The organism is Caballeronia glathei, assembly GCF_000698595.1.
In the GTDB taxonomy this organism is placed as follows: Bacteria; Pseudomonadota; Gammaproteobacteria; order Burkholderiales; family Burkholderiaceae; genus Caballeronia; species Caballeronia glathei.
Map to the genome: position 1 here is coordinate 14,127 of NZ_JFHC01000026.1, position 19,710 is coordinate 33,836.

Genomic DNA, 19,710 nt, shown 5'->3' on the forward strand with positions numbered 1-19,710 from the left:
AATGATCCATGATTCACCTCACCAACGGCAACAACCCCGGCAACCCCAATAACCCGCTGTGAGGAGAGAAATCATGAACCAGATCAAGAACGCACGTGTTGCCATCGTGACCGGCGCCGCCCGCGGCATCGGTGCGGCGGTCGCGCGCCGGCTCGCCAGCGATGGCTTCGCCGTCGCGGTCAACTATGCGTCGAGCTCGAAGGAGGCGGACGCCGTCGTCGCCGAGCTCGAGGCGAACGGCGCGAAGGCGATCGCGGTGCAGGCCGACGTGCGCAATCCCGACGACGTGCGCCGGATGTTCGACACCACCGAAGAGAAGCTTGGCAAGGTCGATGTGCTCGTGAACAACGCGGGCGTGCTGAAGACCATGCCGCTCGCCGGCACGACCGACGACTTCTTCTCGCAGGCCTTCGACATCAACGTGCGCGGCACCTTCAACACGCTGCGCGAAGCGGCGGCGCGTATCAACGGCGGCGGGCGCATCGTGAATTTCTCGAGCAGCTCGGTCGGGATGAACCTGCCGGGCTACGCGGTCTACAACGCGACGAAGGCGGCGGTCGAATCGTTCACCCGCGTGTTCTCGAAGGAACTGCGCGGCCGCAACGTCACCGTGAACGCCGTTGCACCGGGTCCGATCGCGACCGAGCTGTTCTTCGAGGGAAAGGACGAGAAGACGGTGGACATGTTCGTCAAGATGGCGCCGCTCGAGCGGCTTGGCCAGCCGGAAGAGGCCGCGTCGGCGGTGTCGTTCCTGGCCGGCCCCGACGGCGGCTGGGTGAACGGACAAGTCCTGCGCGCGAACGGCGGGGTCGTCTGACGCGCATATCGAAAGCGGCGGACGAAGGGCCGGACGGACGAAAGGCCGGCGCCCGCCACCGGAACGCACATGAAACTCCTGCTTCGCCTTGCATTCGCCGCATTGCTGCCGTTGCTCATTGGATTCTGCGATACGTGCGCCACCACTGTCAGGAAACCCGCCCATGAGAGCCTCGACGACCCATCTCTATCTGCTGAGAAGGACGCCTTTCTTCACCGGTCTGTCGACGGAACAGCTGCGCTACGTCATCGGCCACTCGCGCGAGTGGGAGGCGCAGGCGGCCACCGTTGTTGCGGGATCGGCGGACGAAGCGGACGACGTCTGGATTCTCCTCGACGGCGGCTGGCAGGTGCAGTACGAAGGGCGCAGCTATCCGTCGGGCCATGCGAGCCCCGGCAAGTGGTACAGCCCGCGCCAGCTTGACGGCGACTGCGTGCTCCTCACGACCGAACACAGTTATGTGATGAAGATTGCGCGCGCCGACTTCGACGCGATGATCGAAGAGGGCTTTGCGTTCAAAAAGCACCTGGACGCGGGCATCGCCTACTACCGGTCGATCCGCGCAGGCACCGCGGCGCAATGACGCCGGAATTCAGGCGCCGCGGTCGCGCAGCTTCTCCACGAGGAAATCGACGAAACTGCGCACCCGCGCCGACATGTGGCGGCTGTGCGGATAGATCAGCACGAACGGCCGCGACGCGCCGCCGAAGGACGGCAGCACCTCGACGAGCGTTCCCGCCTGCAGGTCGCGCTCGATGACGAACCGGTAGGTCTGGAACAGCCCCGCGCCGTTGCGCGCGAGCGTGACGCCGCCCAGCACGTCGCCGGCGGTGGAGTAGGCGCCGTCCATCATGCGCTCGGTCATGGCGCCGTCTTCCATGAAGAGCCACGGAATGCGGCGGCCGCTGCTCGGCAGGTCGAACAGGATGCACTCGTGGCGCTCCAGGTCGTCGGGCGACTTCGGCTTGCCTGCCCGCTTCAGATAGCCCGGCGTGCCGACGATCACCAGTTCCGCGTCCTCGAGCTTGCGCGCGATCAGGTTGGATTCGTCCGGCGCGCGTCCGCGAATCGCGAGGTCGAAGCTCTCTTCCGCGAAGTCGATGTTGCGGTTGCTGATGTGCACTTCCACGCGCACCTGCGGATGGCGCTCGCGAAACTCGGCGAGGATCGGCAGCACGCGATAGTGCGCATAAGGCGTCGGCATGCTGATGCGCAGCACGCCGGCCGGCGCGACCTGCTGGCCCGTCGCCTGCCGCTCCGCTTCGACGAGTTGCGCGAGCGCGTCGCGGCATTGTTCGAAATAGGCGCGGCCGGCGTCGGTCAGGCGGATCTGGCGCGTCGTGCGCACGAAAAGCCGCACGCCCATGCGTTCCTCCAGCCGCGAAACCGACCGGCTCACGGCCGCCGGCGTGACTCCCGCCGCCGTCGCGGCCGCGGTGAAGCTCGCCAGTTCGGCCGCGAGACAAAACAGTTCGATGCTGCCAAGCTGGACGTCGTCGAATTGGCGTTTCATGGTTGTTGTTGTTCAAGGATTGGCGGCGGACCGGGCGCGGCGCGCCCGGACGGCTATTTCTCCTGCCGGCGGCGGAAGCTCGCCACCTTGTGTCGGTTGCCGCACAGCGCCATGCTGCACCAGCGCCGCCGGTGCGACTTCGTGCGGTCGTAGAAATACAGCGTGCATTCCGGATGCTCGCATTTACGCACGAGATTGAAGTCGGCGGTGGCGAGCAGTTCCGCCGCCGATTGCGCGAGCGGCATCAGCAGTTGCTCGGGCGTCGCCTGCTCGTGTCGATGCTCGACATGCAGGTTCCCCGCATCGTCCTCCACCAGTTGTACTTCATACCGGCCGCGTGCGAGAAACGCGTTCAGGCCGGCGAGATCGAGCTTCTCGCCAGCCTTGCGTTGCGCGACGAGCTTGCGCACGACTTCGCGCAAGGACCGCGCCGCATCGCGCAGGGCGAGCGGCGGGTAGGACGGCGCTTCGTCCGGCTGTGTCACGCCCGCCTGCGCGAGCCACTGCGTGACGTCTTCGTCGGATTGCCAGAAGTCGAGCGGCTTGCCGTCGACGTTCGCGACCGTGTTCAGCAGGTCGAGGGCGGGGTGGTCGGCGATCAGGATGGGGTCGGGCATGACAGGCCTTATTAAGCGGATGTCTCAAATGTAACTGCTAAAAAACTATTTGACAAGTTACGAGGCGTCGCTATGATGTAACCGTTGTTTTTAACTTATAACGGTTTCAACCGATCGGTCGAGTCAACTTCCAACGGAGAGTCAGTCATGTCGAATCAAGCCGCCACCCCTGCCGTTCCCGCGGTCCCCGCGATTCCCGCTATCGCTCTGAAGCGCATAGAAGCGGATGGAGTGAATGTGTTCTACCGCGAAGCCGGCCCCGCCGACGGACCGGTTCTGCTGCTGCTGCACGGGTTTCCGTCGTCGTCGCACATGTTCCGCGAACTGATTCCGCGGCTGGCGGACCGGTATCGCGTGATCGCGCCGGACCTGCCGGGGTTCGGATTCACCGAGGTGCCGGCCGGGCGAGACTACAAGTACTCGTTTGCGGCGCTGGCAAAGACGGCGGAGGCGTTCGTCGATGCATTGGGGCTGACGCGTTATGCGATTTACGTGTTCGATTACGGTGCGCCAACGGGTTACCGGCTGGCGCTCGCGCAGCCGGAGCGGATCAGCGCGATCGTTTCGCAGAACGGGAATGCGTATGAGGAAGGGCTCGGCGACGCGTGGGATCCGATTCGCCGCTATTGGTCCGAGCCGAGCGCGGAAAATCGGCAGGTCATTGCGGATGCGATTCTGAATTTCGAAGGCACGCGCTGGCAATATGTGCATGGCGCACCGAATCCGGATTCGATCGCGCCGGAGTCTTATACACTCGACGCGGCTTTGCTCGAAAGGCCGGGCAATAAGGATATCCAGCTGGATCTGTTTCTGGATTATGCGTCGAATGTGAAGCTCTATCCGGAGTTTCAGGCTTTCTTCCGCACATTCCAGCCGCCGACGCTCGCGATCTGGGGAAAGCATGATCCGTTCTTCATTCCGCCCGGGGCGCAGGCGTACAAGCGGGATATTCCGGCTGCGGTCGTGGAAATGCTGGATACCGGCCATTTTGCGATTGAAACGCACGTGGACGAGATTGCGGCGGCGATTCGGCGGTTGTTGGGGTAAGGGGTTCTGCTGTTTGAACAATGCAATAAAAAGTCCGCCATTGGCGGACTTTTTTATCGGACATAGCTTACCCGTTCACGACGTCGTCTGGATTTTCGCGGGATGAAAGATCAACGCCATTTCTACAAGTTCGAGTTGGTAGGCGTAGCGTCGCTGCAGTACTTTCAGCGCCAGTGCACCAATTGAAATCCCGAAAATCAACGCGAGCGCCATGAGCCACGCTGCGTTCGCGTAGTTTCCCGGGGCGAAGCCGAGTTGAAACGTGGCCATGAGCCACGCGACGCCACCCACGTCTTTTACAAGCGAATATGTCACGGCCAGCAGAGAGAGGAGCGCGGCCTTGTCGCCAAAGAATTGTGAAATCCTCTTTTCGATGCGGTCGATCTTCAGCTTCAGAAAATGCTGCACTTCTTTAAGCGTATGCTCGGATGAGCGCGCGAGAAAGCGAACACGCCGACGATCGTTTTTCAGTTCCTCCATAAAAATCTGAAGCGACTTTTTCTTCCAACGGAAAGCCATGGCTATTTGGCTAAGTGTTTGAACGAATCCACTTGCCAATATCAGGAGTGGGCTGGCCGCGATCATCAAAGCGCCGGATAGAAGTGCCCCCTTCGCGATCACAATGTGGGTTTTTGCGGCTGCCGCCAGCACGAGAGCGACAATGAAAAGTCCGATCCCGGTCCACAAGAGGAAACGTACTATCTTGTCGATAATGTGCGGGGAACGATTGCGGGCCCGATCTGAACGGTGAGGTTCGCATTTCGCGAGGTATGCGAGAACAGTTTCGATGTTTTTCATGGTGGTCTCCAGCGTGGAAGCGTCGATCTGAACGCGACCGGCATTATCCACGCCGCACCAAAACCGCGCATCCCCCACATCCCATCCCCGCCCGCCACCGCCTCCCACGCACCCAATTGAAGCGCTCCCGCGCGGCAACCCCGTTATCTCCCGCACAATCACCCCAAAAAAAATGGCACACCCTTTGCTCTTACGACCGATACTGAAATGACCACACACGCGTCAAACAGGCGGCCCGCACCAGAAGCCGTCGCCCGGCGGCCCTGAAACCCGCACTCAAAAAGGACGCACACGATGCAGATCTACGACGAAATGCGTCACGACGAAACCGTGCGGACTCACTACGCACGCTTCTCGCGCTGGCTCACGGCGCAGCCTCCCGAAGCCATCGCGCGCAAGCGGGCCGAAGCTGACCTGCTGTTCCGGCGCGTCGGCATCACGTTCGCGGTGAACGGCGACCTCTCGGGCACGGAGCGGCTCATTCCCTTCGACATGATTCCGCGCATCATCCCCGGCGACGAGTGGCGCACGCTCGAAGCCGGTCTGCGCCAGCGCGTGCAGGCGCTCAACCTCTTCATCCACGACATCTATCACGACCACGACATCGTGCGGGCCGGCCGCGTGCCCGCGGAGCAGGTGTATACGAACGCGCAGTATCGCCCCGAGATGCAGGGCGTCGACGTGCCGCTCGACGTCTACGCGCACATCGCGGGCGTCGATGTCGTGCGCGCGGGCGCGGCGGGCGAGTTCTACGTGCTGGAAGACAACCTGCGCGTGCCGTCGGGCGTGTCGTACATGCTGGAGAACCGCAAGATGATGATGCGGCTCTTTCCCGAACTCTTCGTGCAGAACCGCATCGCGCCGGTCGCGCATTACCCGGACCTGCTGCTGGAGACGCTGCGCTCGATCGCGCCGGAAGGCGTCGACGATCCGGTCGTCGTCGTGCTCACGCCCGGCATGTACAACTCCGCCTATTTCGAGCATTCGTTCCTCGCGCAGCAGATGGGCGTGGAACTGGTGGAGGGCAAGGACCTGTTCGTCGACGAGAACTACGTCTTCATGCGCACGACGCAGGGGCCGCGCCGCGTCGACGTGATCTACCGGCGCCTCGACGACGACTTCCTCGACCCGCTTGCCTTTCGCGCGGATTCGGCGCTCGGCATTCCCGGCCTCCTCACGTCGTACCGCGCGGGGCGCGTGGCGCTCGCGAACGCGATGGGCACCGGCATCGCCGACGACAAGTCGATCTACCCGTTCGTCCCCGACATGATCGAGTTCTATCTCGGCGAGAAGCCGATCCTGAACAACGTGCCGACCTACCAGTGCCGCAAGCCCGCCGACCTCGAATACACGCTCGCGCATCTGCCGGAACTCGTCGTGAAGGAAGTGCACGGCGCGGGCGGCTACGGCATGCTGGTCGGGCCGGCGTCGACGCAAGCCGAGATCGAGGCGTTTCGCGCGCGCCTGATCGCGCGCCCGAACGGCTACATCGCGCAGCCGACGCTCGCGCTCTCCGCGTGCCCGACCTTCGTGGAGTCGGGCATCGCGCCGCGCCACATCGACCTGCGCCCGTTCGTGCTGTCCGGGCGCGAGGTCAACATGTGCGCGGGCGGGCTCACGCGCGTCGCGCTCAAGGAGGGGTCGCTGGTCGTGAATTCGTCGCAGGGCGGCGGGACCAAGGACACCTGGATGGTGGATTGAACGGACAACGAGAACAACCGGCCAGAAAGGGCGCGCCGCATCCCGCGCGGGAAGGCGGCGAACGCGCTCGGGAACGAACCAACGCGAACGGAACGCCATCATGCTAAGCCGCACCGCTGACCATCTTTTCTGGATGGCGCGCTACATGGAGCGCGCGGAGAACACCGCGCGCATGCTTGACATCAACCTGGAAGGCATGCTGCTGCCGCAGACGCCCGAGCAGGAAGCGCGTGCGCAGCGCTCGGTGCTGCGCATCTCCGAACTCGAAGCGATGTTCGAGGAGCGCCATCCGAACTCCGACTCGCGCGACGACATGCTGCACTTCATGGTCGCCGACCAGCGCAATCCGTCGAGCATCATCGCCTGCCTGCACGCGACGCGCGAAAACGCCCGCGCCGTGCGCGGCACGCTGACGACGGAAGGCTGGGAAACCATCAACTACACGTGGCTCGAATACAACGAGCGGATCGCGTCGGGCGAACTGCAGCACAGCCCGGATACGCTTTTCGAATGGGTGAAGTACCGCTCGAACCTGTGCCGCGGCGTGATGGTCGGCACGGCGCTGCGCGACGACGCGTACTACTTCATGCAACTGGGCACCTATCTGGAGCGCGCGGACAACACGGCGCGCATCCTCGACGTGCGTTTCGCCGACGCCGAGCCCAATTCGCGCGAAGCCGCGCGCCAGCTTGAGGATTTCTACTACTGGACATCGATCCTGAGTTCTGTTTCGGCGCTCGAGATCTATCGGAAGGTGTACCGCGACGTCGTGACGCCGTCGCGGGTCGTGGAGCTGCTGATCCTCAACGAGCAGATGCCGCGATCGCTCCTCGCGTCGCTCGACGGGGTCTGCGAGACGCTCGTCAAGCTGCGCACGCCCAACTCGAACGACTGCGAGCGCTTCGGCGGCAAGCTGCGCGCGGACGTGCTCTACGCGGACATCCGGCAGATACTGGAAACCGGGGTGCACGCCTATCTGACGCAATTCCTCAAACGGGTCGACGAACTCGGCATGCGCGTGATGCGCTCGTTCTTGATGCTGCCCCTTGCCTGACGTGGCACGAACTATCGAAGGAACCGACATGCTCCTCACCATCCGCCACGACACCAACTACCGCTATGCGGCGCCCGTCCAGTATTCGATCCAGCAACTGCGCCTCACGCCCGCGAACGGCGCGTCGCAACTGGTGCGGCGCTGGCATATCGACGCGCCCGCCAAGCTCGACTACGCCCGCGACGCCTACGGCAACACGCTGCACACGCTCGTCCTGACGAAGCCGCACAGCGAGATCCACCTGACGGTGGCGGGCGAAGTGGAAACGACCCTGCTCGACGAAGGCCGCCTCTACGACGACGCCGGCCCCATCCCGCTCGAACACTACACGTGCCCGACCGCGCTCACCGAGCCCGATCCGGCGATCCGCGAACTGGCGCACCTCGTGCCGTCGATCGATTCGCCCGCGGCGCTCATCAGGCTCGCGGAGTGCATCGAGACGCGAGTGAACTATCTGCCGGGCGTGACGGAGGTGACGAGCACGGCCGCCGAGGCGCTCGAGTTCGGCAACGGGGTTTGCCAGGACCACGCGCACCTGATGCTGGCGTGCTGCCGCGCGCGCGGTATTCCGGCGCGCTACGTGAGCGGCTATATCGACCCGGGCGACGTGGAGCACGCCGCGAGCCACGCGTGGGTGGACGTGTGGGTCAACAACGGCTGGGTGTCGGTGGACGTCACGCACACGAGGTTCGCGAGCGGACGGTACTGCCGGCTCGCGGTCGCGCGCGACTACGAAGCGGCGGCGCCGGTGCGCGGATCGCGTGTCGGCGGCAAGGAGGAGCGGCTCTCGGTGCATGTGTCCGTGGACGCACAAACGGAGCAGTAAACCGGGTCCCGGCGCGCAAGCGGCGGGCGAATCTGCCGTAAAGTACAGTGAAGTGCGGCGCGGCACCGGAGCGGTGAATGCGGCACTGCAGACGCGCCAGTACAATAGCGTGATTGCATCTTTCCGGAACAGGACGACATGACTTATTGCGTGGGCATGTGCGTGGACGAGGGACTCGTGTTCCTTTCCGACACGCGCACCAACGCCGGCGTCGACCATGTCAGCGCCGCGCGCAAGATGGCGGTTTTCGAGCAGCCGGGCGAGCGCGTGCTGGTGCTGCTCGCCGCGGGCAACCTCGCGCTGACGCAGGCCGTCATGCATCTGCTCGCCGATCCCTCCGACCCGGCGCGTCCCACGCTGTACAACGCGGCGACCATGGCGGACGCGGCGCGCATCGTCGGCGACGCGGTGCGCGAAGTGCATCGGCGCGACGCGCTTTCGCTCGCGGAATTCAGCGTCGACTTCAATTGCAGCTTCATTCTGGGCGGCCAGATCTGCGGGCAGGGACCGCGTCTGTTCATGATCTACGCGGCCGGCAATTTCGTCGAATCGACGCGCGTGAGCCCGTATTTCCAGATCGGCGAATCCAAGTACGGCAAGCCGATCATCGACCGCGTCATCACGCCGTCCACGCCGCTCGACGAAGTCGCGAAGTGCGCGCTGATCTCCATGGACTCGACGCTGCGCTCGAACCTCTCGGTGGGGCTGCCGCTCGATCTGCTCGTCTACGAAAAGAATTCGCTGCGCGTCACGCGCTTCGCCTCGCTCGACAACGACAGCGACTACTACCAGATGATCCATCGCACGTGGGGCGAGCGCCTGCGCCAGATTTTCGGCGAGATCCCGAACCCGTCGTGGACCGATACCGCCGACGTGCCCCTGCGGCCGCGCCAGGTGGTGTCCACCGTGCCGCGTCTCGTGATCGGCGACCTGCCGTGCGGTGCCGACGCGCCCGCGCAGACGCTCGCGCAGAACGTGCAGAGCAAGCCGCAGGAGTAGCGCGGGGTTATGTCGCGGAGTTATGCCGCGCCCTCGCCCGGGTTCCGGTCTGCCTGTCTCGGGCCAGTCAGCGCGGCGCGCATCGCAACGGCGTTTCGGCTCCGATCCCGGCCTTCACCGCGCGCATCTTCCGGGGTGAATCCGTCAATACCGCATCGATGCCGAGACAGGCGGCGGCGCGGTAGTCGTCGGCCGTATCGACGCCGATCGCCAGAATGTCCGCATGCGTGCGGCTGCGAAAGCACCTGACCGACTCCACCGTCCACAGCCTGGCGTCGACCGGCGAGCGCGCCTCGCCGAGCGTGAACGTCTCCGTCAGTTCCATCTTCCGCCTGAGTTCGAACGCCGTCCACGCGGACGCGGCCGGCGGCTCCACGCATTCGCCCGCGAGGGCGACCGCCGCGAGCCGCGTGCGCGTGGCATCGCGCGATTCGAAGAGGCGCGCCTCTGGGAAGCGCGCGAAGGCCTTCTGGTACGACGCGTCGGTGGAGTAGATCAGCACGCGGTTCCAGGCGTGCATGTCGCCGAGCACCCGCGCGACCGCTTCGGCCTGCGGCCCGGCGGGCAGCGCCTTCATGTCGAGGATCACCGCAAGCGGCGCGGGAATCGCCTCGAGCGCCTGCCGCAGCGAGGGAACGGCGAGCGGTTGCAGTCCGGCGCCGGGAACCGGCAGCGCGCGGTAAGGCCGGCGCGTCGCGCCGCTTTCGTCGACGCGCTCGAAGTTCCAGCCCGCATTCAACTGCTGCAGCTCATCGAAGCGCTTTCCTGCGACCGGCCCCGCGCCCTGCGTGTTGACGGCGAGATCGGCGGGACGGTACAGCACGGGCACGCCGTCGCTGCTCAATTGGACGGTGAGCCAGATCATGTCGGCGCGATTGCGCAGCGCGCCTTCGATAGCGAGCAGCGTGTTCTCGGGGAAGTCGCCCGCGCCTGCGCGATGCGCCACGATGTGCGGCAGGCGGCTGTCGCCCGCGAATGGCTGCCCGTCCGGGTGGGGCGTGCGGGTGCCGCAAGCGGCAGCGGCCAGCATGGCGGCGACGGTGCAAAGGACGCGCGCGATTGAACGTGGGTGCATCTTCAGGTCTCCGTGGCGGACGCGAGGCCTGCCATTCTGCGTCGCCCGCCCCGCGTCGCCCGCGCGAGTGCGGTTGATTTGACGGTTTATGACGGACATCGGCAGGCTGCCGGCGCAAAACCGCCGCCCATGAAAAAACCCGCCACAGGCAATGCCTGTGGCGGGTTCGATACCGCGAGTCTTCGTGAGCGCGCCGCGTGAGCGCCGCGCCGTTGCCGACTTTAGAACTTGTGGCGGATACCGACGATCACCATTTCCTGGTGGTCCGCGCCGCTCGAGAAGCCATACGAGCCGATCGAAGCCTGAGCGTCGGAAGTCGTCACGCCGTCTGCGTTCTTCTGCGTGCCGCTTGCCTTCTGCCATGCGCCGATCGCGTACAGGTCCGTGCGCTTCGACAGCGAGTAGTCCGCGCCGATGCTGACCTGGTTGTAGTGCGCCGACGTGTCGCCGTCAGCCTTCATGTACGTGTAGCCCAGGCCGAGCAGGATCGCCGGCGACAGCTGCCAGTTCACGAACGCGTTGGCGGTGTTGAACTTTTCCTGCGACTGGAACGTCGAGTTGCCGTCGCTCTTGTACTGCGAGAAGCTGTACGAAGCGCCGAACGTTGCCGGGCCGAATGCATACGATGCCGCGGCGCGAGCGATGCCGATCGAGTGAGCCGTCTGGTAGCCGATGTTGACCGGGCTGTTGAACAGCGAGTCCGACGACGGGCTGTTCCAGCCGGTCGCGCGGTTTGCGCTCGGGTTGTTCGTGTAGAGGTAGCTGGCCGCGAGACCCAGGGGACCGTTGTTATACGTTGCTGCACCGCTCCACGTCTGGCCTTGGCCCGTTGCGCCTGCCAGGTTGCTGAAGCCGTACAGACCTTCAACCTGGAAGCCCGCGTAGTTCGGCGAAACGTACTTGACAGTGTTCGACGTGCGCAGGCTGTTGTCGTAGTTGTCGATGTCGCCCGGCGTTGCGAAGATGCCGCCCCAGTTGTTGTCTGCCGTGAGGCCCTGAACCATGTCGACCGACGGGTCGTACTGGCGACCCAACGTCACCGTACCCCACTGGTCGCCGCTCAAGCCCACGTAAGCCTGACGGCCGAATTCGCGACCGCCCTGGTTCAACTGGCCCGTGCCCGGGTCAAAGCCGTTTTCCAACTGGAAAATCGCCTTCAGGCCGCCGCCCAGATCTTCCGTGCCCTTCAAGCCCCAGCGGCTGCCCGACAGGTTGCCGTTGATCATGCCCCACAGGCTGTCGCTGGCTTGATTGGCGTTGCTAACGTAACCAAGACCTGCGTCGACCACGCCGTACAGCGTCACGCTGGATTGTGCTTGTGCCGCACCAGCTGCGCCGAGCATGGCCAGCGAGAGGGACGTCAGTGCGAATCGTTTCATCGAATTCTCCACGCGAATGATTAAAATCGTTGTTACCGGCGCAGAGAATAACGCAGTGTTTCAAAACTTAAGAACTGAAAAAAATAACCTGTCTCAAAAAACCGACACTTTGCCTGCAGGTCCGGCTGTCAAGGGTTTCAGCCGTTTTTTCGTGCGAAGTGTGCACGACAGACCCCTCTCAAAAAAGTTCCGAAAGCTTTCGGAATGAGTGACGGCGAAAGGGCTATTACTAATTCGTTACGCTCATTAGCGCGATTTCCGTAATAAATCGGGTTCACGCCCGGAGCGCCGGTGGCCTCTTTCATGCGTCGTTTCGGGGCGCTTTTCGGGTGCCGGAGGGGCGCTGCGCGCTGCGGTGCGACAACAGCGCGACGGCCATGCCTGCGCTCGCCGCGACGAGCATCGCGCGCCACGGGTGGCGCCGCACCATTTCGTTTGCCTGCGACGCCTTGCGGCCCGCGCCGATCATCGCGAGCGCGGTGGCGCGCGTTGCCGTTGTCTCGGCGCGTGCCACCTTGCGCGAGAGCGAAAGTGCCGTGGCGAGCGCGGACACCTTCCTGCGCGCCTGCTGCGTGAGTTGCTGCGAGCGCCCGGCGCGCGAGCCGATCGAGCGGCGCGCGTGCGCGGGCACGGCGGGTCCGCCGTGCATGCCGCCGACGGGCTCGCCCACGTCGCGGGTGGACGAGGCGAGCATCGAGCCGATCTTCGCGCGGCTGCCCGGGGGCACGTTGCCGCCCTGCATGCCCCACGCGCCGCGCGGGTCGTGCAGGCGCGCGCGTGCCGCCGAGAACTCCGCGCCGAGCAGAAGGACCGCCGCCGAGAAGTACAGCCACATCAGGAGCACGGCGAGCGAGCCTGCCGCGCCGAACGCGCTTGCGGTGCCCGCGTGGGTCAGGTAGAACGCGAACAGCTTCTTGCCCGCGGAAAAGAGGACCGCCGCGACGGCGCCGCCGACAAGCGCGTCGCGCCATTGCACGGTGGCGTCGGGGAGGAACTTGAGCAGCGCGCCGAACGCGACCGACAGAACCGCGAGACCCGCCACGAGCTGCACGACGTCGCCGATGATCACGAACGGCGAATCGCCCCAAAGCCACAGGCCGACGGCCTGGATCGCAGTGTCGAGCACGAGCGACACGATCAGCAGGAACGCGACGCCCAGCACGAGCCCGAACGAGATGAGCCGCACGCGCACCATCGCGAACACGCTCGACTTCTGGTCGCCCGAGACGGGCCACACGAGGTTGAGCGCGGTGTTGAGCGACGAGAACGTCGCGGATGCGCCGATCGCGAGCAGCAGGAACGAGATGACTGCCGCGATGCCGGTGCCGCCGCTGCGGTGCGCGTTCTCGACGATGCTCTGCACGCCCGCCGCCGCCTGGTCGCCGATCAGGCCATTGACCTGATGGAACAGCTGCCCGCGCGCGGCCTCGGCGCCGAACACCCAGCCCGCGACCGCGATCACCATCACGAGCGTCGGCGCGAGCGAAAACGCCGAGTAGAACGCGATGCTCGCGGCCATCGCGGCGCAGCGGTCTTCGCCGAACTTCCTGAGGGCGCCGACCGCCCACGAAGCGTCCTTCTTGACGACGGCCTGGATTTTCTGCGTGGAGAGGGTGCTCATCGCGGACCTCGGCTGTTCGATGGGTGGGGCGCTCGCTGTGCTGAATGCCTGTCCGTCAAGAGCAGAATCCGTTCCAGCGCGCGCGTTCGGGTACGCGCGAGGCCGCGCCGGACAAGGGGCCGGCGGGGGGCCGGGCATGGCGGGAGCGTGCGAATGTTCTGCGGGAAGGGCGCGGCGAAGCTCAAAAAAGCGTCAAAGGCGCCGTATACGTGTAAGTCCGTGTATCGCTTCGCCCGCGCCGCCCCGGCGAGAGTTGAGTGAAGACCATATAATCGGGGTACCCCACATATTTAGCCGAGGCGGCCATGTTGCAAATGTCCCGGCGCCAGTTCCTGAAGGTCTCAGCGAGTTCGCTCGCCGGATCGAGTCTAGCCCTGATGGGCTTCTCGCCGGCTCCCGCGCTCGCAGAAGTCCGTCAGTACAAACTGTCGCGCACAACGGAAACCCGTAATACCTGCCCGTACTGCTCAGTCGGTTGCGGCATCCTGATGTACGGTCTCGGCGACAACGCCAAGAACGCGAAGGCGAGCATCATCCATATCGAAGGCGACCCCGACCATCCCGTCAATCGCGGCACGCTGTGCCCGAAGGGCGCGGCGCTCATCGACTTCATCCACAGCCCGAGCCGGCTGAAGTATCCCGAGTACCGGGCGGCCGGATCGAACGAGTGGAAGCGCATCTCGTGGGAAGACGCGCTCGACCGCATCGCCGTGCTGATGAAGGAAGACCGCGACGCGAACTTCGTCGAGACCACGCCGGACGGCAAGAAGGTGAACCGCTGGCTGACCACGGGCATGCTCGCCGCGTCGGCGGGCAGCAACGAAGTCGGCTATCTGACGCACAAGACGATCCGCAGTCTCGGGATGCTCGCGTTCGACAACCAGGCGCGTGTCTGACACGGCCCGACGGTGGCAGGTCTTGCCCCGACGTTTGGCCGTGGAGCGATGACGAACCATTGGGTCGACATCAAGAACGCGGACGTAATTCTGGTGATGGGCGGCAACGCCGCTGAAGCGCACCCGTGCGGCTTCAAGTGGGTGACCGAGGCGAAGGCGCACAGGAAGGCGCGTCTGATCGTCGTCGACCCGCGCTTTACGCGCACCGCATCGGTTGCGGATTTCTACGCGCCGATTCGCACCGGCACGGACATCGTGTTCCTCGGCGGAGTGATCAACTACCTGCTGACGCACGACAAGATCCAGCACGAGTACGTGAAGAACTACACGGACTTCTCGTTCATCGTGCGCGAGGACTTCGCGTTCAATGAAGGGATCTATTCGGGCTACAACCCGGAAAAGCGCAACTACGACAAATCCACCTGGGATTACGAGCGCGGCGACGACGGTTTCGCCAAGGTCGATCCCACGCTGCAGCATCCGCGCTGCGTCTACAACCTGATGAAGCAGCACTACTCGCGCTACACGCCCGAGCAGGTGGAGAAGACGTGCGGCACGCCGAAGGACAAATTCCTGAAGGTCTGCGAGATGCTCGCCTCCACCGCCGTTCCGGGCCGCGCGGGCACCATTCTGTACGCGCTCGGCTGGACGCATCACTCCGTCGGTGCGCAGATGATCCGCACGGGTGCGATGGTGCAGCTCCTGCTTGGCAACATCGGGATCGCGGGCGGCGGCATGAACGCGCTGCGCGGGCACTCGAACATCCAGGGCCTGACGGACCTCGGCCTGATGTCGAACCTGCTGCCCGGCTACATGACGCTGCCGATGGAAGGCGAACAGGACTACGAGGCCTACATCACGAAGCGCGCGGCGCAGCCGCTGCGGCCGAACCAGCTCTCCTACTGGAAGAACTACCGCGCGTTCCACGTGAGCTTCATGAAGTCCTGGTGGGGTGACAACGCCACGGCCGAGAACAACTTCGGCTTCGACTATCTGCCGAAACTCGACAAGTCCTACGACATGCTGCAGGTGTTCGAGCTGATGGCGCAGGGCAAGATGAACGGCTACATCGCGCAGGGCTTCAACCCGCTCGCCGCCGCGCCGAACAAGGCGAAGATCAGCCTCGGCCTCTCCAAGCTGAAGTGGCTCGTCATCATGGACCCGCTCGCGACGGAAACGTCCGAGTTCTGGAAGAACTTCGGCGAGTTCAACGACGTCGATCCGGCGAAGATCCAGACCGAGGTGTTCCGCCTGCCAACTTCGTGCTTCGCGGAGGAGCGCGGCTCGCTCGTGAGTTCGAGCCGCGTGCTGCAGTGGCACTGGCAGGGCGCCCAGCCGCCGGGCGAGGCGAGGAGCGACCTGGAGATCATGTCCGGGCTGTGGCTGCGCATGCGTCAGGCGTATCGCGAGAAGGGCGGCAAGTACCCCGATCCGATCCTGAAGATGACCTGGCCGTACGCGGACCCGGAGAGCCCCACACCCGAAGAAATCGCGATGGAGTTCAACGGGAAGGCACTTGCCGACGTCACCGATCCCGTCGACAAGACCAGGGTCATCGCGAAGAAGGGCGAGCAGCTCGCGAGCTTCGCGCAATTGCGCGACGACGGTTCGACCGCGTCGGGCTGCTGGATTTTCTGCGGATCGTGGACGCAGGCGGGCAACCAGATGGGCCGGCGCGACAACTCCGACCCGACGGGCATCGGCCAGACGCTCGGCTGGGCGTGGGCGTGGCCGGCGAACCGGCGCGTGCTGTACAACCGCGCGTCGTGCGACCTCGCCGGCAAGCCCTTCGACCCGACGCGCAAGCTGATCGCGTGGAACGGCAAGACCTGGAGCGGCCCGGACATCCCCGACTTCAAGGCCGACGAGCCGCCTGAAAACGGCATGAACCCGTTCATCATGAACGCGGAAGGCGTGGCGCGCTTCTTCGCCCGCGACGGCATGAACGAAGGTCCGTTCCCGGTGCATTACGAGCCGTTCGAGAATCCGCTCGGCTACAACCCGCTCTATCCGAACACCAAGGAGGCCGTCAGCAACCCGGCGGCGCGCGTGTTCCCGGACGACCGGGCCGCGTTCGGCACGGCGAAGGACTTCCCGCATACGGCGACCACCTATCGTCTGACCGAGCACTTCCACTACTGGACCAAGCACGCGCGCATGAACGCGATCATCCAGCCGGAGCAGTTCGTGGAGATCGGCGAGGAGCTGGCGAAGGAGGTGGGCGTGGTGGCCGGCGACCGGGTGAAGGTGTCGAGCAACCGCGGGCACATCGTGGCGGTGGCGGTGGTCACCAAGCGCATCAGGACGCTGACGATCGAGGGAAAGAAAGTGCAGACCGTTGGTCTCCCGCTGCACTGGGGCTTCAAGGGCCTCACGCAGCCGGGCTATCTCGTCAATACGCTGACGCCCTCCGTGGGCGACGGGAATTCCCAGACGCCGGAATTCAAGTCGTTCCTCGTGAAGGTCGAGAAGGCATAAGGGGAAAGAGATGGCTCTGCAATCACTCGATATCAAACGCGTCTCCGCTACCACGACGCCCACGCCGCAGGTCCGCGATCCCGTCACGGGGACGGTCGCGAAGCTGATCGACGTGTCGAAGTGCATCGGCTGCAAGGCGTGCCAGACGGCCTGCATGGAATGGAACGACCTGCGCGACGAAGTGGGCGATTCGATCGGCGTGTACGACAACCCGCGCGACCTGACCGAGCACTCGTGGACCGTCATGCGGTTCACCGAGTACGAGAATCCGGCCGGCGACCTCGAATGGCTGATCCGCAAGGACGGCTGCATGCACTGCGAGGACCCGGGCTGCCTGAAGGCGTGCCCGTCGCCGGGGGCGATCGTTCAGTACACGAACGGCATCGTCGATTTCCATGAAGAGAACTGCATCGGCTGCGGCTACTGCGTGACGGGCTGCCCGTTCAACGTGCCGCGCATCTCGAAGCAGGATCATCGCGCATACAAGTGCACGCTCTGCTCCGACCGCGTTGCGGTCGGGCAGGAACCGGCCTGCGTGAAGACCTGCCCGACGGGCGCCATCATGTTCGGCACCAAGGAGGACATGAAGGCGCAGGCGGAGGACCGCATCGAGGACCTGAAGGAGCGCGGCTTCAAGAACGCCGGTCTGTACGACCCGGCGGGCGTTGGCGGCACGCACGTGATGTACGTGCTGCACCACGCCGACAAGCCCACGCTCTATCACGGCCTGCCCGAGAATCCGTCGATCAGTCCGCTGGTCTCGCTGTGGAAGGGGCTCGCGAAGCCGCTGGCGCTTGCCGGCGTCGCGGTCGCCGCCCTGGCGGGCTTCTTCCACTACACCCGGGTCGGTCCGAACGAGGTGACGGAGGAAGACGAACTGGTGGCAGCGCGCGAAGCCGACGAGGCCAAGCACGGTCGCAACGAGGAGCGCTCATGAAGCACGATGACCTGAACCACGAGTTGAGGGACGTGAAGGGCAATCGCCTGATCGTCCGCTATACGCCGAACGAGCGCACCAACCACTGGATCACCGCGATCACCTTCGTGCTGCTCGCGTTGTCCGGGCTCGCCATGTTCCATCCGGCGATGTCGTTCCTGTATTTCGTGCTCGGCGGCGGGCAGTGGACACGCATTCTGCATCCGTTCGTCGGCGTCGTGATGTTCCTTTCGTTCCTGATATTGATGCTGCGTTTCTGGCATCACAATTATCTGGACAAGGACGACATGCAGTGGATGAAGCAGGTCGGCGACGTGCTCAACAACCGCGAGGACAGGCTGCCCGAGATCGGACGCTACAACGCCGGCCAGAAGGTGCTGTTCTTCGTGATGGTCGCGTGTCTCCTGCTGCTGCTGGTGAGCGGCATCGTGATCTGGCGCCGCTACTTCTCGTTCTATTTCCCGATCGGGATCATCCGGCTCGCGTCGGTCGTCCACGCGATTGCGGCGTGGCTGCTGATCATCGGGATCGTCGTGCATATCTACGCGGCGATCTGGGTGAAGGGCTCGGTAGGCGCGATGGTGCGCGGCACCGTGACCTACGGATGGGCGCGCAAGCACCATCCGCGGTGGTTCAGGGAAATCATCGGAAAGTAGCTGTTTTTCCGCTGTTTCCGGTGAGCCCGGTGCATCACCGAAGCCGGCCGCCGCCCTTTGCGGGGCGGCGGTTTTTTGTTGCAGGCAGGCCTTTCGAAAGGTCGTCCGGCCGTCACGTTCGCTGGCCACGCGCCGCGACGGAAGCTGCTATCCTTTGCGGGCGCTTTCGGCGCGAACCGCTGCCCCCTGCACGGCACGGGCGCGGCGCCGACGGGCGGTCGCAGGTGCGTTTCTTCGGCCGTCGTCGAACGCGAAAGTCGCGTCATTCAGTCTCAAGAGGTATTCCCGTGGTCCAACGCATTCTCGAAGCCGATCAGATCGAATCGCTCGATCCGTCGGCGATTCCGCGCATCCGGAGCCCCGAGCGCGAGAGGGTTTTTCCGGCGCGCGCCGCGCGGCTGCGCGAACTCGCCGACGCGAGCAATCCGATCGCCGGCTATCTGCGGCTGATGGCCGCGCTTGCCGATGCGCAACAGCGCGCGCTGACCGGTTTCGAAGCCACGCCGCCGAGCGTCGAGCTGATCAGGAGCGCCCAGCAGCATTCGATGCCGCTCATCCCGGCGCTCTCCGGCGAGCGCGATCCGGCCTGGCGCGACGTCCTGCTGCGCCTCCTGGACGCCGTCGAATCGGCCGGCCCGCTCACGCCTCCGCTCGTGCAATTGATGGAGAAGCTGCGCGCGCTCGATGCGAAGGAACTCGACGCCCAGGCCGACGCCATCTTTGCCCAGCGCTTTGCCGAAGTCGACCCGGCGAGCGCGCCGTTCATCATGGCGGCGCTGCAGGTGGTGTGGACGGACTTCGCGAGCCGCATCGACCCGTCGCAACTGCCTTATCTCGACACGCCGGGCTTGTGCCCGCTGTGCGGCTCGCATCCGGTCGCGAGCGTCGTGCGGGTCGGCGGCGCGTATGAGGGTTATCGCTATCTGCAGTGCGGCCTGTGCGCCACCGAATGGCACATGGTCCGCACGAAGTGCTCCAGTTGCGACTCGACGAAGGGCATTGCGTATCACGCGATCGGCGCGGCACACGCCGATCAGGAAGCCCGCAACGAGTCGGCGAAGAAGGCGTGGCTGAAGGCGGAATCGTGTGACGAGTGCCATACGTACCGGAAGATCGGCTACCAGGACAAGGCCTACGATTTCGAGCCTTTCGCCGACGATCTCGCGAGCCTTACGCTCGACCTGCTGATGGGCGAGGAGGGCTACCGGCGTGCGTCGCCGCATCCGTGGCTGTGGCCGGAACAGGCGGACCAGACGGACCAGGCTCAGGGCCAGGAATAAAAGTCAGGAAACGGGG

At 64.8% G+C, this 19,710-nt stretch carries 17 protein-coding genes; 11 read left to right on the forward strand and 6 right to left on the reverse strand.

The genetic code is table 11. The features are described from left to right. The first annotated feature begins 73 nt into the window (after positions 1 to 73). Together BG61_RS17325 and BG61_RS17330 are read left to right on the forward strand one after the other, a co-directional pair. On the forward strand, positions 74 to 817 hold the full coding sequence (locus BG61_RS17325) for an SDR family oxidoreductase (protein ID WP_035939515.1): 744 nt from the start codon (positions 74 to 76) through the stop codon (positions 815 to 817). A 163-nt stretch (positions 818 to 980) separates the two neighbouring features. Next, a complete protein-coding gene (locus BG61_RS17330) occupies positions 981 to 1,400 on the forward strand; it encodes a hypothetical protein (protein WP_035939513.1) in 420 nt (139 codons plus the stop codon). 9 nt (positions 1,401 to 1,409) lie between these two features. On the opposite strand, the gene BG61_RS17335 is transcribed toward BG61_RS17330, so the two are convergent. Together BG61_RS17335 and BG61_RS17340 are read right to left on the reverse strand one after the other, a co-directional pair. Next, entirely contained in the window at positions 1,410 to 2,330 is a 921-nt protein-coding gene (locus tag BG61_RS17335) for a LysR family transcriptional regulator (protein WP_035939511.1), read from the reverse strand. A 53-nt stretch (positions 2,331 to 2,383) separates the two neighbouring features. Continuing rightward, positions 2,384 to 2,947, reverse strand: coding sequence for a CGNR zinc finger domain-containing protein (locus BG61_RS17340; RefSeq protein WP_035939509.1), 564 nt, complete (start codon positions 2,945 to 2,947; stop codon positions 2,384 to 2,386). A gap of 147 nt (positions 2,948 to 3,094) precedes the next feature. Between BG61_RS17340 and BG61_RS17345 the strand changes: the two genes are divergently transcribed. Next, positions 3,095 to 3,994, forward strand: a complete 900-nt coding sequence (locus BG61_RS17345) for an alpha/beta fold hydrolase (protein ID WP_051672593.1) — start codon at positions 3,095 to 3,097, stop codon at positions 3,992 to 3,994. 75 nt (positions 3,995 to 4,069) lie between these two features. On the opposite strand, the gene BG61_RS17350 is transcribed toward BG61_RS17345, so the two are convergent. Further along, positions 4,070 to 4,792 carry a hypothetical protein gene (locus BG61_RS17350; RefSeq protein WP_035941759.1) on the reverse strand — a complete coding sequence of 241 codons (723 nt, stop codon included), beginning with the start codon at positions 4,790 to 4,792 and terminating at the stop codon, positions 4,070 to 4,072. A gap of 294 nt (positions 4,793 to 5,086) precedes the next feature. Between BG61_RS17350 and BG61_RS17355 the strand changes: the two genes are divergently transcribed. The 4 genes from BG61_RS17355 to BG61_RS17370 all read left to right on the forward strand — a co-directional run bounded on the left by BG61_RS17355 (position 5,087) and on the right by BG61_RS17370 (position 9,372). Beyond that, positions 5,087 to 6,493 (forward strand): circularly permuted type 2 ATP-grasp protein, encoded by a 1,407-nt coding sequence (locus BG61_RS17355; RefSeq protein ID WP_035939505.1) that lies wholly within the window; start codon positions 5,087 to 5,089, stop codon positions 6,491 to 6,493. Positions 6,494 to 6,593: 100 nt separating this feature from the next. After that, positions 6,594 to 7,547: an alpha-E domain-containing protein gene (locus tag BG61_RS17360; protein ID WP_035939503.1), complete on the forward strand. Its 954-nt coding sequence runs from the start codon at positions 6,594 to 6,596 to the stop codon at positions 7,545 to 7,547. A 28-nt stretch (positions 7,548 to 7,575) separates the two neighbouring features. Next, a complete protein-coding gene (locus BG61_RS17365) occupies positions 7,576 to 8,373 on the forward strand; it encodes a transglutaminase family protein (protein ID WP_035939502.1) in 798 nt (265 codons plus the stop codon). Between the two features lie 138 nt (positions 8,374 to 8,511). After that, positions 8,512 to 9,372, forward strand: coding sequence for a proteasome-type protease (locus BG61_RS17370; RefSeq protein WP_035939500.1), 861 nt, complete (start codon positions 8,512 to 8,514; stop codon positions 9,370 to 9,372). Positions 9,373 to 9,439: 67 nt separating this feature from the next. Here the strand turns inward: BG61_RS17370 and BG61_RS17375 are convergent, their stop codons facing one another. The 3 genes from BG61_RS17375 to BG61_RS17385 all read right to left on the reverse strand — a co-directional run bounded on the left by BG61_RS17375 (position 9,440) and on the right by BG61_RS17385 (position 13,447). Then, on the reverse strand, positions 9,440 to 10,447 hold the full coding sequence (locus BG61_RS17375) for a glycerophosphodiester phosphodiesterase family protein (protein WP_035939609.1): 1,008 nt from the start codon (positions 10,445 to 10,447) through the stop codon (positions 9,440 to 9,442). Between the two features lie 221 nt (positions 10,448 to 10,668). Further along, a complete protein-coding gene (locus BG61_RS17380) occupies positions 10,669 to 11,826 on the reverse strand; it encodes a porin (protein ID WP_035939607.1) in 1,158 nt (385 codons plus the stop codon). 301 nt (positions 11,827 to 12,127) lie between these two features. Next, on the reverse strand, positions 12,128 to 13,447 hold the full coding sequence (locus BG61_RS17385) for a YihY/virulence factor BrkB family protein (RefSeq protein ID WP_035939499.1): 1,320 nt from the start codon (positions 13,445 to 13,447) through the stop codon (positions 12,128 to 12,130). Between the two features lie 305 nt (positions 13,448 to 13,752). Between BG61_RS17385 and fdnG the strand changes: the two genes are divergently transcribed. The 4 genes from fdnG (at position 13,753) to fdhE (ending at position 19,694) form a co-directional block, all read left to right on the forward strand. Further along, a complete protein-coding gene (gene fdnG / locus BG61_RS17395) occupies positions 13,753 to 16,821 on the forward strand; it encodes a formate dehydrogenase-N subunit alpha (RefSeq protein ID WP_152565223.1) in 3,069 nt (1,022 codons plus the stop codon). Positions 16,822 to 16,831: 10 nt separating this feature from the next. After that, positions 16,832 to 17,758 (forward strand): formate dehydrogenase subunit beta, encoded by a 927-nt coding sequence (fdxH, locus tag BG61_RS17400; RefSeq protein WP_035939494.1) that lies wholly within the window; start codon positions 16,832 to 16,834, stop codon positions 17,756 to 17,758. Beyond that, entirely contained in the window at positions 17,755 to 18,414 is a 660-nt protein-coding gene (locus BG61_RS17405) for a formate dehydrogenase subunit gamma (RefSeq protein ID WP_051672594.1), read from the forward strand. The genes fdxH and BG61_RS17405 overlap by 4 nt, the downstream gene beginning before the upstream one ends. 287 nt (positions 18,415 to 18,701) lie before the next feature. Beyond that, the gene (fdhE, locus tag BG61_RS17410; RefSeq protein WP_035939492.1) at positions 18,702 to 19,694 is read left to right on the forward strand and encodes a formate dehydrogenase accessory protein FdhE; all 993 of its coding nucleotides are present in this window, start codon (positions 18,702 to 18,704) and stop codon (positions 19,692 to 19,694) included. Positions 19,695 to 19,710: the final 16 nt, after the last annotated feature.

Coding starts and splice junctions, on each gene's coding strand:
- BG61_RS17380 (WP_035939607.1), bottom strand. CDS start 11,826: ATGAAACGATTCGCACTGACGTCCCTCTCGCTGGCCATGCTCGGCGCA.
- BG61_RS17350 (WP_035941759.1), bottom strand. CDS start 4,792: ATGAAAAACATCGAAACTGTTCTCGCATACCTCGCGAAATGCGAACCT.
- BG61_RS17325 (WP_035939515.1), top strand. CDS start 74: ATGAACCAGATCAAGAACGCACGTGTTGCCATCGTGACCGGCGCCGCC.
- BG61_RS17370 (WP_035939500.1), top strand. CDS start 8,512: ATGACTTATTGCGTGGGCATGTGCGTGGACGAGGGACTCGTGTTCCTT.
- BG61_RS17360 (WP_035939503.1), top strand. CDS start 6,594: ATGCTAAGCCGCACCGCTGACCATCTTTTCTGGATGGCGCGCTACATG.
- BG61_RS17405 (WP_051672594.1), top strand. CDS start 17,755: ATGAAGCACGATGACCTGAACCACGAGTTGAGGGACGTGAAGGGCAAT.
- BG61_RS17365 (WP_035939502.1), top strand. CDS start 7,576: ATGCTCCTCACCATCCGCCACGACACCAACTACCGCTATGCGGCGCCC.
- BG61_RS17345 (WP_051672593.1), top strand. CDS start 3,095: ATGTCGAATCAAGCCGCCACCCCTGCCGTTCCCGCGGTCCCCGCGATT.
- BG61_RS17385 (WP_035939499.1), bottom strand. CDS start 13,447: ATGAGCACCCTCTCCACGCAGAAAATCCAGGCCGTCGTCAAGAAGGAC.
- fdxH (WP_035939494.1), top strand. CDS start 16,832: ATGGCTCTGCAATCACTCGATATCAAACGCGTCTCCGCTACCACGACG.
- BG61_RS17335 (WP_035939511.1), bottom strand. CDS start 2,330: ATGAAACGCCAATTCGACGACGTCCAGCTTGGCAGCATCGAACTGTTT.
- BG61_RS17355 (WP_035939505.1), top strand. CDS start 5,087: ATGCAGATCTACGACGAAATGCGTCACGACGAAACCGTGCGGACTCAC.
- BG61_RS17330 (WP_035939513.1), top strand. CDS start 981: ATGAGAGCCTCGACGACCCATCTCTATCTGCTGAGAAGGACGCCTTTC.
- BG61_RS17340 (WP_035939509.1), bottom strand. CDS start 2,947: ATGCCCGACCCCATCCTGATCGCCGACCACCCCGCCCTCGACCTGCTG.
- BG61_RS17375 (WP_035939609.1), bottom strand. CDS start 10,447: ATGCACCCACGTTCAATCGCGCGCGTCCTTTGCACCGTCGCCGCCATG.